This window comes from Pseudomonas sp. SF2, from assembly GCF_036858055.1.
Lineage (GTDB): Bacteria > Pseudomonadota > Gammaproteobacteria > Pseudomonadales > Pseudomonadaceae > Aquipseudomonas.
The window spans coordinates 18,002-30,419 of the sequence record NZ_JAMBDI010000013.1 but is presented as its reverse complement, the minus strand read 5'-3'; the positions used below and the strand labels follow the sequence as shown (position 1 = coordinate 30,419).

General features: G+C 63.0%; 11 protein-coding genes. 9 read left to right on the top strand and 2 right to left on the bottom strand.

Annotated elements, in window-relative coordinates:
- The first annotated feature begins 109 nt into the window (after window positions 1–109).
- The 3 genes from M2S36_RS09530 to M2S36_RS09520 are packed head-to-tail and all read left to right on the top strand — an operon-like array spanning window position 110 to window position 3,672.
- The gene (locus M2S36_RS09530; protein ID WP_207835425.1) at window positions 110–769 is read left to right on the top strand and encodes a paraquat-inducible protein A; all 660 of its coding nucleotides are present in this window, start codon (window positions 110–112) and stop codon (window positions 767–769) included.
- On the top strand, window positions 756–1,379 hold the full coding sequence (locus M2S36_RS09525) for a paraquat-inducible protein A (RefSeq protein ID WP_015268842.1): 624 nt from the start codon (window positions 756–758) through the stop codon (window positions 1,377–1,379). The genes M2S36_RS09530 and M2S36_RS09525 overlap by 14 nt, the downstream gene beginning before the upstream one ends.
- Window positions 1,372–3,672 (top strand): PqiB family protein, encoded by a 2,301-nt coding sequence (locus M2S36_RS09520; protein WP_207835435.1) that lies wholly within the window; start codon window positions 1,372–1,374, stop codon window positions 3,670–3,672. Before M2S36_RS09525 ends, M2S36_RS09520 begins: the two co-directional genes overlap by 8 nt.
- Before the next feature lie 174 nt (window positions 3,673–3,846).
- On the opposite strand, the gene rpsT is transcribed toward M2S36_RS09520, so the two are convergent.
- On the bottom strand, window positions 3,847–4,125 hold the full coding sequence (gene rpsT, locus M2S36_RS09515) for a 30S ribosomal protein S20 (RefSeq protein WP_003247625.1): 279 nt from the start codon (window positions 4,123–4,125) through the stop codon (window positions 3,847–3,849).
- Between the two features lie 250 nt (window positions 4,126–4,375).
- Here rpsT and murJ point away from each other — a divergent pair, with 250 nt between their 5' ends.
- From murJ to ispH, 6 genes are all read left to right on the top strand, one after another.
- On the top strand, window positions 4,376–5,914 hold the full coding sequence (gene murJ, locus M2S36_RS09510; RefSeq protein WP_207835438.1) for a murein biosynthesis integral membrane protein MurJ: 1,539 nt from the start codon (window positions 4,376–4,378) through the stop codon (window positions 5,912–5,914).
- Window positions 5,915–6,032: 118 nt separating this feature from the next.
- A complete protein-coding gene (ribF, locus tag M2S36_RS09505) occupies window positions 6,033–6,983 on the top strand; it encodes a bifunctional riboflavin kinase/FAD synthetase (protein WP_207835440.1) in 951 nt (316 codons plus the stop codon).
- Window positions 6,980–9,811 (top strand): isoleucine--tRNA ligase, encoded by a 2,832-nt coding sequence (gene ileS / locus M2S36_RS09500; RefSeq protein WP_333957058.1) that lies wholly within the window; start codon window positions 6,980–6,982, stop codon window positions 9,809–9,811. Before ribF ends, ileS begins: the two co-directional genes overlap by 4 nt.
- Window positions 9,804–10,319 carry a signal peptidase II gene (gene lspA, locus M2S36_RS09495; protein ID WP_233688124.1) on the top strand — a complete coding sequence of 172 codons (516 nt, stop codon included), beginning with the start codon at window positions 9,804–9,806 and terminating at the stop codon, window positions 10,317–10,319. The genes ileS and lspA overlap by 8 nt, the downstream gene beginning before the upstream one ends.
- The gene (fkpB, locus tag M2S36_RS09490; RefSeq protein WP_207835462.1) at window positions 10,312–10,749 is read left to right on the top strand and encodes an FKBP-type peptidyl-prolyl cis-trans isomerase; all 438 of its coding nucleotides are present in this window, start codon (window positions 10,312–10,314) and stop codon (window positions 10,747–10,749) included. The genes lspA and fkpB overlap by 8 nt, the downstream gene beginning before the upstream one ends.
- A 14-nt stretch (window positions 10,750–10,763) precedes the next feature.
- Complete coding sequence (gene ispH / locus M2S36_RS09485) at window positions 10,764–11,711, top strand: 4-hydroxy-3-methylbut-2-enyl diphosphate reductase (RefSeq protein ID WP_087503395.1); 948 nt, start codon at window positions 10,764–10,766, stop codon at window positions 11,709–11,711.
- Window positions 11,712–11,868: 157 nt separating this feature from the next.
- Here the strand turns inward: ispH and M2S36_RS09480 are convergent, their stop codons facing one another.
- Window positions 11,869–12,360: a GspH/FimT family pseudopilin gene (locus tag M2S36_RS09480; RefSeq protein WP_233688123.1), complete on the bottom strand. Its 492-nt coding sequence runs from the start codon at window positions 12,358–12,360 to the stop codon at window positions 11,869–11,871.
- Between the last annotated feature and the right edge of the window lie 58 nt (window positions 12,361–12,418).

Genomic DNA, 12,418 nt, shown 5'->3' with positions numbered 1-12,418 from the left:
TGCCATCCACCGCGTCGCCTGTTTCGCGTGCTCGCCCACAACCTCCACAACTCCCACAATTCGAGCCAGAACACTAGAATAGGCCCACGCACCTACCCAGAAGCGCTATATGCCCAATCCTGTCGAACCTGAAACCCTGGCCCAGTTGCCGCTGGACGAGCTTGTCGCTTGCCATGAATGCGACCTGCTGCTGCGCAAGCCCGTACTCCAGCATGATGAGAAGGCCCAATGCCCGCGCTGCGGCTACGAGCTCTACGCCCATCGGCACAATGTGGTCAATCGCAGCCTGGCCTTGGTACTCACCGCCTTGCTGCTGTTTGTGCCAGCCAATTTTCTGCCAATCATGCAGCTGCACCTGCTTGGCCAGACATCGGACGATACCGTCTGGAGTGGCGTGCTGGGCCTGTACAACTCGGAAATGCGCGGTGTGGCCGTGGTGGTCTTCCTCTGCAGCATGGCCATACCCCTGGCAAAACTGCTCTGCCAGTTGTTCGTTCTATTGAGCATCCGCCTGAACGTGGGGCGTAACTTTGGCCTGCTGTTCTACCGCATCTATCACCACTTGCGTGACTGGGGCATGCTCGAGGTCTATTTCATGGGCGTGCTGGTGGCCATCGTCAAACTGGTGGACCTGGCCGAACTGACCGTGGGCCTGGGGCTGTTCTGCTTCATCAGCCTGTTATTGATCCAGGTGTGGCTCGAAGTGGTGATGTCACCGCACCAGATCTGGAGTGCGCTATCAGGGGAGGACCTGCATGCGGGCGATTGATGCAGGCATTCTTGTCTGCAATGAATGTCACGAGCTGAACAGGCAACAGCCAGACAGCACTTCACAAACCTGTACACGCTGCGGCGCCATCGTGCATGCCCGTCGGCCGAACAGCATCGCGCGTACCTGGGCGCTGCTGATTGCCGCTTCGATCCTGTACATCCCGGCCAACATGCTGCCGATCATGACCGTGAGCACCCTGGGCCAAGGCAGCCCCGACACGATCATGTCCGGCGTCATCACCTTGCTCAAGCATGGCATGGTGCCGATTGCTGCCGTGGTGTTCATTGCCAGTATCCTGGTGCCCACGTTCAAGCTGGTGGGCATTGGCTTGCTGTTGTACTCCGTTCAGCGTCGGCAACCGCTTTCGGCGCGCCAACGGATATTGATGTACCGCTTCATCGAATTCATTGGGCGCTGGTCCATGCTCGATATCTTCGTCATTGCCATTCTGGTGGCGGTGGTGAATTTCGGCCGAATAGCCAGTGTCGAAGCCAATCTGGGCGCTGTCGCCTTTGCAACTGTGGTGATCCTGACAATGCTTGCCGCTTTAACTTTCGATCCCCGACTGATTTGGGATAACACGGAGTCGGATGACGACCATGAGTGACCTGCCAACGGCTAAAACCCGCCCAGCCTCGAACTGGTCGGCCATCTGGATCCTGCCTTTGATCGCCTTGATGATTGGTGGCTGGCTTGCGTGGCAGGCTTACCGTGATGCCGGTGTGGAAATTGAAGTCCGCTTCGAGTCGGGCGAGGGTATCGTCGCCAACAAGACCGAGGTTATCTACAAGGGCATGCCGGTTGGCAAGGTCGTAAGCCTGGTGCTCGACGCCAAGGGTGAGAACCAGGGGGTGATCGCCACCATCGAGATGAACAAGGCTGCCGAGCCTCATCTGACCAAAGGTACGCGTTTCTGGCTGGTGAAGCCGAGCGTCAGCCTGGCGGGTATTTCCGGCCTTGAGACACTGGTGTCAGGCAACTACATCGCCGTCAGCCCGGGGGAAGGGGAGCGCACCAAGCGCTTTACCGCCTTGAAAGTGGCGCCGCCGCTGTCGGACACCGAGCCTGGCCTGCACCTGACCCTCAAAGCCGAGCGGCTGGGCTCGCTCAACCGTGACAGCCCGGTGTTCTACAAGCAGATCCAGGTTGGCCGGGTTAAAAGCTACCGCCTGTCCGAGGACCAGAGCACCGTCGAGATCAAAGTCTTCATCGAGCCGGCCTATGCCAGCCTGGTGCGCAAGCACACGCGTTTCTGGAACGCCAGCGGCGTCAGCATCGATGCCTCGCTTTCGGGCGTGAAAGTGCGTAGCGAGTCGCTGTCGAGCATTGTCGCCGGTGGTATCGCCTTTGCCACGCCGGAGCACCGCAAGGACAGCCCACCCACCGACTCGAACCTGCCGTTTCGTCTGTATGAGGACTTCGACGCGGCCCAGGCCGGTATTCGGGTAAAGGTGAAGCTGAGCGACTACGAGGGCCTGCAGGCGGGCCGCACACCAGTCATGTACAAGGGTATCCAGGTGGGCTCGCTGAAAGCCCTGACGATGGCTGACAACCTGGCCAGTGCATCGGCCGAGCTGACGCTGGACCCGTTGGCCGAGGATTATCTGGTCGAGGGCACGCAGTTCTGGGTGGTCAAGCCGTCTATTTCCCTGGCGGGTATCACCGGCCTGGAAGCGCTGGTCAAAGGTAACTACATCGCCATTCGCCCCGGCGAGAAGGGGGCGCGGCCCGAGCGTGAGTTCGAGGCCCGCGCCAAGGCGCCACCGCTCGACCTCAAGGCACCGGGCCTGCATATGGTGTTGTTCGCCGACACCCTGGGCTCGCTGGAGGTCGGTAGCCCGGTGATGTACCGCCAGGTGAAGGTGGGTAGCGTGCAGAGTTACCAGTTCGCCCGCCACAGCAACCGCATCCTGATCGGTGTGCATATCGAGAAGGAATACGAAAAACTGGTCAATGGTTCGTCGCGCTTCTGGAACGTCAGTGGTATCACCCTGACGGGCGGCCTGTCGGGCATCAAGATCAAGAGTGAATCACTGCAGACCTTGATGGCAGGTGGTATCGCATTCGACACGCCGCGGCCCGATGTGCAGCTCAAACGCCACATTCCACGCTTCCGCCTGCATGACAGCCAGGAGGCGGCCAACCGTGCAGGGACGTTGATCACCATTCGTGTGGACCGGGCCGATGGCCTCAAGCCGGGCACGGCGATTCGCTTCCGTGGCCTGGATGTGGGCAGCATCGAGAGCGTCGACCTGACCGACGACCTGCAGGCGGTGCTGCTGCGGGCGCGCATTACCGAAGCGGCGGACCGTATCGCCCGCGTCGGTACGCAGTTCTGGGTGGTCAAGCCAGCCTTTGGCCTGGTGCGCACGCAGAACCTCGATACCCTGGTGGGTGGGCAGTACCTGGAAGTGCAGCCGGCAGCCAAGGACCGCGGCCCGCAGCGCGATTTCATCGCCTTGGCCGACGCCCCGCAGGTGGCCGGGCCGGAAGTCGGCCTGCCGTTGACGCTAAGCGCCCCGCGCCGTGGCTCGATCAAGCCGGGTGTGCCGGTGACCTACCGTGAGGTTGCGGTGGGCAAGGTGACGGGCTTCGAGTTGGGCCAGAGCGCTGACCGTGTGCTGATCCATATCCTGATCGAGCCGCGCTACGCAGCCTTGGTGCGCAGCGGCAGCCGCTTCTGGAACAGCAGCGGCTTTGGTTTCGACTGGGGACTGTTCAAGGGGGCTACGGTGCGTACCGAGTCGGTGGAGACCCTGATCGACGGCGGTATCGCCTTCGCCACGCCGGATGGCGAGCAGATGGGCAACCCGGCACGGCCGCAGCAGACCTTTGCCTTGTTCGACAAGGCCGAGGATGAATGGCTGCAGTGGGCGCCGAAGATTCAGATTGCCAAGTAACATAGGGCAGGGCTACCAAACATGGCCCTGCTTTTTTGTGTGGGAGCGGCCTTGTGTCGCGAAAGGGTCGCAAGGCCGCTCCCACAGAAGGCCGCCCCCACCGAGGGGGCGCAAACACAAATCGCAGGCAACAAAAAGCCGACCCTAGGGTCGGCTTTTCGACTAGCGCGTCGCTTAGGCAGCTGCAGCTTCTTTCAGCGCCTTGATGTGGCCATTCAGACGGCCTTTGTGACGAGCAGCCTTGTTCTTGTGGATGATGCCCTTGTCGGCCATACGGTCGATTACAGGCACAGCCAGAACGTAAGCGGCTTGCGCTTTTTCGGCGTCTTTTGCGTCGATGGCTTTGACTACATTCTTGATGTAGGTGCGGACCATGGAACGCAGGCTGGCGTTGTGGCTGCGACGCTTCTCAGCCTGTTTTGCACGTTTCTTGGCGGAAGGTGTGTTGGCCACCGTCGAGCTCCTCGAAAGACTTTAGGTAAATAGCAAACAAAATAGGCCGCGAATCATGCCGATCAGTCGAACGGATGTCAAGGCCACCTGCAAGGTTCCGCCGAGCGGTGCGCCAACAAGAGGGAAATATTCCTTTCTGCTGCGCGACCTGTAAACTCGGGAATTTTTGGCTCCCCTGCGAAGGCGCGGGAGTATCGCACATTCGGATGCTGTCTGGCAGCGTCCTCTGCCCTTGGCGTGAATCTTTTCGATGAACCTGCTCAAATCCCTGGCTGCGGTAAGCTCGATCACCATGATTTCGCGGGTGCTGGGCTTTGTCCGCGACACCATCCTGGCGCGTGTTTTCGGCGCCGGCATCGCCACCGATGCCTTCTTCATTGCCTTCAAGCTGCCCAACCTGCTGCGGCGCATCTTTGCCGAGGGCGCTTTTTCCCAGGCCTTCGTGCCGATCCTGGCCGAATACAAGACCCAGCAAGGCGAGGAGGCGACCCGCACCTTCGTTGCCTATGTCAGCGGTCTGCTGACCCTGGCTCTGGCGCTGGTGACCGCCGTTGGCATCCTGGCGGCGCCGTGGGTGGTGTGGGCGACCGCGCCGGGCTTTGTCGACAGCGCCGAAAAATACGAGCTGACCACCGCCCTGTTGCGGGTGACTTTTCCTTATATATTGCTGATCTCGCTGTCCTCCCTGGCCGGGGCGATCCTCAATACCTGGAACCGTTTCTCGGTGCCGGCCTTTACTCCGACCCTGCTGAACGTGGCGATGATCGCCTTCGCCGTGCTGCTCACGCCGTATTTCGACCCGCCGATCATGGCCCTGGCCTGGGGCGTGCTGGCCGGTGGCCTGGCGCAGTTGCTGTACCAGCTGCCAGCGTTGAAGAAGATCGGCATGCTCGTGCTGCCACGCCTGAACCTGCGCGATGCCGGCGTGTGGCGGGTACTCAAGCAGATGTTGCCGGCGATCCTCGGGGTGTCGGTGAGCCAGATCTCGCTGATCATCAACACCATCTTTGCCTCCTTCCTGGTGGCTGGCTCGGTGTCGTGGATGTACTACGCCGACCGCCTCATGGAGCTGCCTTCCGGCGTGCTGGGCGTTGCCTTGGGTACCATACTGCTGCCGACCCTGGCCAAGACCTACGCCAACAAGGACCGCGAAGAATACTCGCGGATCCTCGACTGGGGCCTGCGCCTGTGCTTCCTGCTGGTGCTGCCCTGCACCCTGGCCCTGGCCATCCTCGCCGAGCCATTGACCGTGGCGCTGTTCCAGTACGGCAAGTTCACCGCCGTCGACGCAGCCATGACCCAGCGGGCGCTGATCGCCTATTCCGTGGGCTTGCTGGCGATCATTCTGGTCAAGGTACTGGCACCCGGCTTCTATGCGCAGCAGAATATCCGTACACCGGTGAAGATCGCGGTATTCACCCTGGTCTGCACCCAACTGTTCAACCTGGCCCTGATCGGTCCGCTCGCGCATGCCGGCCTGGCCCTGGCGATCAGCCTGGGGGCCTGCCTGAACGCCGGCCTGCTGTTCTGGAAGCTGCGCAGCCAGCAGCTGTTCCAGCCGCAGCCAGGCTGGGCGATGTTCCTGCTCAAGCTGGTGCTGGCGGTGGGGCTGATGTCGGCGGTATTGCTGGCCGGCATGCATTTCCTGCCGGCCTGGGAGCAGGGCAACATGCTCGAGCGCCTGGTGCGTCTGGGGGCTCTGGTGCTGGCGGGCGTCGTGACCTATTTCGGCTGCCTGTACCTGTGCGGCTTCCGGCCCCGGCATTTCGCCCGCAAGGCCTTGCACTGAAGCATCGGGCGGGTCAGGCGTCGGTTTTTCGCATTCCACGCCGCCCTTGGGCGCTGCTGCCTGTCACCGGCGCCCGGGTGTGGTTATAATCGGCCACTTTATGAGCAAGAAGCGCGTTATGCAGCTGGTTCGAGGTCTTCACAACCTGCGCCCCGAGCACCGGGGCTGTGTCGCCACCATTGGCAACTTCGACGGGGTTCACCGCGGCCACCAGGCGATCCTGGCGCGCCTGCGCGAGCGCGGCCAGGCCTTGGGCCTGCCGACCTGCGTGGTGATCTTCGAACCGCAACCACGCGAGTACTTCGCCCCCGACACCGCACCGGCCCGCCTGGCCCGCCTGCGCGACAAGATCGAGCTGCTGGCGGCCGAAGGCATCGACCGGGTGCTGTGCCTGGCATTCAACCAGCGCCTGAGCAAACTCAGCGCCGACGCCTTCGTCAAGGCCATCCTGGTCGACGGCCTGGGTGTACGCCACCTCGAAGTGGGCGATGACTTTCGCTTCGGCTGCGACCGCGCCGGCGACTTCGCCTTTCTGGTTGGCGCCGGCGAGCAGTACGGTTTCACCGTCGAGGCCGCCAACACGGTGATCCAGGATGGCCTGCGGGTCAGCAGCACCGAAGTGCGCAAGGCCCTGTCCGAAGGCAACTTCGAGCTGGCCGAGCACCTGTTGGGCCGCCCGTACCGCATCACCGGCCGCGTGCTGCATGGCCAGAAGCTGGCCCGCCAGCTCGGCACACCTACCGCCAACATCCAGCTCAAGCGCCGCCGCGTGCCGCTGTCCGGGGTCTACCTGGCCAGCATCGAAATCGACGGCAAGGCCTGGCCGGGTGTCGGCAATATCGGCGTGCGTCCCACCGTGACCGGTGACGGGCGCCCGCACCTGGAAATTCATCTGCTGGACTATGCCGGCGACCTGTATGGCCGGCGCCTGACGGTGGAGTTCCACCACAAGCTGCGTGAAGAGCAGCGATTCGCCTCCCTGGAGGCGCTGAAGTCGGCGATCGATGCGGATATCGCCGCCGCACGTGCACATTGGCACGCTCAACCGCTAACGAAGAGCCTGAAATGACCGACTACAAAGCCACGCTTAACCTTCCGGACACCGCCTTCCCCATGAAGGCCGGCCTGCCTCAGCGCGAACCGCAGATCCTGCAGCGCTGGGACAGCATTGGCCTGTACCAGAAGCTGCGCGAAATTGGCAAGGATCGTCCCAAGTTCGTCCTGCACGACGGCCCGCCCTATGCCAACGGCAAGATTCACATCGGTCATGCGCTGAACAAGATCCTCAAGGACATGATCGTCCGTTCCAAGACCCTGGCCGGCTTCGATGCACCGTATGTGCCGGGCTGGGACTGCCATGGCCTGCCGATCGAGCACAAGGTCGAGGTCACCCACGGCAAGCACCTGTCCGCCGACCGCACCCGCGAGCTGTGCCGCGAGTACGCCGCCGAGCAGATCGAAGGGCAGAAGACCGAGTTCATCCGCCTGGGCGTGCTGGGTGACTGGGACAACCCGTACAAGACCATGAACTTCGCCAACGAGGCCGGCGAAATCCGCGCCCTGGCCGAAATGGTCAAGCAAGGCTTCGTGTTCAAGGGCCTGAAGCCGGTGAACTGGTGCTTCGATTGCGGTTCGGCCCTGGCCGAGGCCGAAGTCGAGTACGCCGACAAGAAATCGCAGACCATCGACGTTGCCTTCCCGGTTGCCGATGAGGCCAAGCTGGCCGCAGCCTTCGGCCTGGCTTCGCTGGCCAAGCCGGCCGCCATCGTGATCTGGACCACCACCCCGTGGACCATCCCGGCCAACCAGGCGCTGAACATCCACCCGGAGTTCAAGTACGCCCTGGTCGACACCGGCGAGCGCCTGCTGGTACTGGCCGAAGAGCTGGTCGAGTCGTGCCTCAAGCGCTACAGCCTGGAAGGCTCGGTCGTCGCCACTGCCCAGGGCTCGGCGCTGGAACTGATCAACTTCCGCCACCCGTTCTACGACCGCCTGTCGCCAGTCTACCTGGCCGACTACGTCGAACTGGGCGCCGGTACCGGCGTGGTGCACTCCTCGCCAGCCTACGGTGAAGACGACTTCGTCACCTGCAAGCGCTACGGCATGGTCAACGACGAGATCCTCACCCCGGTGCAGAGCAACGGCGTGTATGTCGAGTCGCTGCCCTTCTTCGGCGGTCAGTTCATCTGGAAGGCCAACCCGGCCATCGTCGAGAAGCTGAGCGAAGTCGGCGCGCTGATGCACACCGAAACCATCAGCCACAGCTACATGCACTGCTGGCGCCACAAGACCCCGCTGATCTACCGCGCTACCGCGCAGTGGTTCGTGGGCATGGACAAGCAGCCGACCACTGGCGAGCCGCTGCGTGAGCGCGCGCTGAAAGCCATCGAGGACACCAAGTTCGTCCCGGCCTGGGGCCAGGCGCGCCTGCATTCGATGATCGCCAACCGCCCGGACTGGTGCATCTCGCGTCAGCGCAACTGGGGCGTGCCGATCCCGTTCTTCCTGCACAAGCAGACCGGCGAGCTGCACCCGCGCACCGTCGAACTGATGGAAGCCGTGGCCAAGCGCGTCGAACAGGAAGGCATCGAGGCCTGGTTCAAGCTGGACGCCGCCGAACTGCTGGGCGCTGAAGCCGAGCAGTACGACAAGATCACCGACACCCTGGACGTGTGGTTCGACTCGGGTACCACCCACTGGCACGTGCTGCGTGGTTCGCACGACATCGGCCACGCCACCGGCCCGCGTGCCGACCTGTACCTGGAAGGTTCCGACCAGCACCGCGGCTGGTTCCACTCGTCCTTGCTGACCGGTTGCGCCATCGACGGCCACGCGCCGTACCGCGAGCTGCTCACCCACGGCTTCACCGTGGACGAGAACGGCCGCAAGATGTCCAAGTCGCTGGGCAACACCATCGAGCCGGAAAAGGTCAACAACACCCTGGGTGCCGACATCCTGCGCCTGTGGGTAGCCGCCACCGACTACTCCGGTGAAATGGCCGTTTCCGAGCAGATCCTGCAGCGCAGCGCCGACGCCTACCGCCGTATCCGCAACACTGCACGCTTCCTGCTGTCCAACCTGTCCGGCTTCGACCCGGCCCGCGACCTGCTGCCCCCGGAAGACATGCTGGCGCTGGACCGTTGGGCCGTGGACCGCACCCTGCTGCTGCAACGCGAGCTGGAAGAGCACTACAGCGAGTACCGTTTCTGGAACGTCTACTCCAAGGTTCACAACTTCTGCGTGCAGGAGCTGGGCGGCTTCTACCTCGACATCATCAAGGACCGCCAGTACACCACCGGCGCCAACAGTGTTGCCCGCCGTTCCTGTCAGACCGCGCTGTTCCACATCAGCGAAGCGCTGGTGCGCTGGATCGCGCCAATCCTGGCGTTCACCGCTGACGAAATCTGGCAGTACCTGCCGGGCGAGCGCAACGAGTCGGTAATGCTCAACGGCTGGTACGAAGGCCTGAGCGAGCTGCCGGAAGGCACCGAACTGGACCGCGCCTACTGGGACCGCGTGATGGCCGTCAAGGCATCGGTCAACAAGGAGCTTGAAAACCAGCGTACCGCCAAGGTCATCGGCGGCAACCTGCAGGCCGAAGTCACCCTGTACGCCGACGAAGGCCTGAGCGCCGACCTGGGCAAGCTGGGCGACGAACTGCGTTTCGTGCTGATCACCTCGGCCGCCAGCGTAGTGCCATTCGCACAGGCACCGGCCGAAGCCGTGGCCACCGAAGTCGAAGGCCTCAAGCTGCAAGTGGTCAAGTCCGGTCACGCCAAGTGCGGCCGCTGCTGGCACTTCCGCGCCGACGTCGGCAGCCACCCGGAGCACCCGGAAATCTGCGGTCGTTGTGTCGACAACCTGAGCGGTTCCGGCGAGGTGCGCCACTATGCCTAACCCTGCAGCGGGGCGCTTCGGGCGCCTTGCATGGCTTTGGCTGAGCCTGGTGGTACTGGTCCTCGACCAGGCCACCAAGCTGTATTTCAACAACGCCCTGACCATGTACCAGCAGATTGTCGTGATCCCTGACTACTTCAGCTGGACCCTGGCCTACAACACGGGCGCGGCCTTCAGCTTCCTGGCGGAAAGCTCCGGCTGGCAGCGCTGGCTGTTTGCCCTGATCGCCGTGGTGGTCAGTGCCGTGCTGGTGGTGTGGCTCAAGCGCCTGGGGCGCAACGAAACCTGGCTGGCCGTGGCGCTGGCGCTGGTGCTGGGTGGCGCGATCGGCAACCTGTACGACCGCGTCGTGCTTGGCCATGTGGTCGACTTCATCCTGGTGCACTGGCAGAACCGCCATTACTTCCCGGCCTTCAACCTGGCCGACAGCGCCATCACCGTTGGTGCGGTGATGCTGGCGCTGGATATGTTCAAGAGCAAGAAGTCCGAGGATCCGGTCCATGACTGACACCCGTATCGGCCAGAACACCGAAGTCACCCTGCACTTCGCGCTGCACCTGGAAAACGGCGACACCGTCGACAGCACGTTCGACAAGGCCCCAGCCACCTTCAAGGTCGGCGATGGCAACCTGCTGCCAGGTTTCGAGAACGCCCTGTTCGGCTTCAAGGGCGGTGACAAGCGCACCGTTGTGGTGGCCCCGGAGAACGCCTTCGGCCAGCCCAACCCGCAGAACGTGCAAGTCATGCCGCGGTCCCAGTTCCAGGGCATGGAGTTGTCCGAAGGGCTGTTGATCATCTTCAACGACGCCGCCAACACCGAGCTGCCGGGTGTGGTCAAAGCGTTCGATGACGACCAGGTGACCATCGACTTCAATCACCCACTGGCTGGCAAGACCCTGACCTTCGAGGTGGAGATCCTCGAGGTGAAGGCCCTGTAAGCCTGGAGCCGAGCATGCAAATCAAACTCGCCAACCCTCGCGGCTTCTGCGCGGGGGTCGACCGGGCGATCGAGATCGTCAACCGCGCGCTGGAAGTCTTCGGCCCGCCGATCTATGTGCGTCACGAAGTGGTGCACAACAAGTTCGTGGTGGAAGACCTGCGCAACCGTGGTGCCATCTTCGTCGAAGAGCTGGACCAGGTGCCGGACGATGTCATCGTCATTTTCAGTGCCCACGGCGTTTCCCAGGCCGTGCGCCAGGAAGCCGCTGGCCGTGGCCTGAAAGTGTTCGATGCCACCTGCCCGCTGGTGACCAAGGTGCACATCGAAGTGGCCAAATACAGCCGCGACGGCCGTGAGTGCATCCTCATCGGCCACGAGGGGCACCCGGAAGTCGAAGGCACCATGGGCCAGTATGACGCCAGCAACGGCGGCGCCATCTACCTCGTCGAAGACGAGGAGGATGTTGCCAACCTGCAGGTGAAAGACCCGGACCACCTGGCATTCGTCACCCAGACCACGCTGTCGATGGACGACACCAGCCGCGTCATCGACGCCCTGCGTGCACGCTTCCCGAACATTGGCGGCCCGCGCAAGGACGACATCTGCTACGCCACCCAGAACCGCCAGGACGCGGTCAAGCAACTGGCGGACGAGTGCGACGTGGTACTGGTGGTCGGCAGCCCGAACAGCTCCAACTCCAACCGCCTGCGCGAGCTGGCCGAGCGCATGGGCACCCCGGCTTACCTGATCGACGGTGCCGAAGACCTGCAACGTGGCTGGTTCGACCAGGCGGCGCGGATCGGCATCACCGCCGGTGCTTCGGCCCCCGAAGTGCTGGTGCGTGGCGTGATCGAGCAGCTCAAGGCCTGGGGCGCCAGCGGCGCTGAAGAGCTGGATGGGCGGGAAGAGAACATCACCTTCTCCATGCCCAAAGAGCTGCGGGTTCGGTCGCTGATCTGACACGGCCCGCAGCTGGGGGCTGTTTTATGTGGGAGCGGCCTTGTGTCGCGAAGGGGCCGCAGAGCGGCCCCGGCAATATCAGCTCCAACGCTGAAATCCAGGGGCTGCTTTGCAGCCCTTTCGCGACACAAGGCCGCTCCCACAGCGACCGCGCATGCTAGCTGGAAGTGCATTGGGAGTTTTTGGGCTCTCCCGTGAGTACCCTGACCCTGCCAGTGGATGCCATCACCACTTGATACTGGCTGGTTGCAGTCAAGCGCTCGCAAACCTCCATCGTTGAAGCAAGCCAATTTTGGTTTTGCCCCAGCGGCACCCCTTGCGCACTGAATTTCAGCTGCACACCGCGATTACTCGTGATCTTCAGCGGCCGTGAAAGACGCTGCTCGCGCAGCACCTGCTGGTTATGCTCCAGCACCACCCGCCAACCATTCCCCCAATTACCGTCCAATGCCTGCACCAGTACCGGCTGGCTTTGCAGCACGGCATGGCTGCGCGCACTGCGCAGCGCCTGTGCCAGGTCACGGGCGGCCGCCGCCCTGTGCAGGTCATCGCTCAACCTGGCGTAGGCCGGCATGCCGAGCTGCGTCAGCAACATGGCCACCGCCAAGGCCGACAACATTTGAATCAGTGTTACACCTCGTTGCTTCACCGTGCATTCCTCCCTGGAAGTGCTTGGCTGTAGCTTCACGGTCGTTGGACCAGCGGTC

What these genes read in the sequence shown, in the direction of transcription:
- M2S36_RS09530 (WP_207835425.1), top strand. Translation starts at nt 110, where the DNA reads ATGCCCAATCCTGTCGAACCTGAAACCCTGGCCCAGTTGCCGCTGGAC.
- M2S36_RS09525 (WP_015268842.1), top strand. Translation starts at nt 756, where the DNA reads ATGCGGGCGATTGATGCAGGCATTCTTGTCTGCAATGAATGTCACGAG.
- M2S36_RS09520 (WP_207835435.1), top strand. Translation starts at nt 1,372, where the DNA reads ATGAGTGACCTGCCAACGGCTAAAACCCGCCCAGCCTCGAACTGGTCG.
- murJ (WP_207835438.1), top strand. Translation starts at nt 4,376, where the DNA reads ATGAACCTGCTCAAATCCCTGGCTGCGGTAAGCTCGATCACCATGATT.
- ribF (WP_207835440.1), top strand. Translation starts at nt 6,033, where the DNA reads ATGCAGCTGGTTCGAGGTCTTCACAACCTGCGCCCCGAGCACCGGGGC.
- ileS (WP_333957058.1), top strand. Translation starts at nt 6,980, where the DNA reads ATGACCGACTACAAAGCCACGCTTAACCTTCCGGACACCGCCTTCCCC.
- lspA (WP_233688124.1), top strand. Translation starts at nt 9,804, where the DNA reads ATGCCTAACCCTGCAGCGGGGCGCTTCGGGCGCCTTGCATGGCTTTGG.
- fkpB (WP_207835462.1), top strand. Translation starts at nt 10,312, where the DNA reads ATGACTGACACCCGTATCGGCCAGAACACCGAAGTCACCCTGCACTTC.
- ispH (WP_087503395.1), top strand. Translation starts at nt 10,764, where the DNA reads ATGCAAATCAAACTCGCCAACCCTCGCGGCTTCTGCGCGGGGGTCGAC.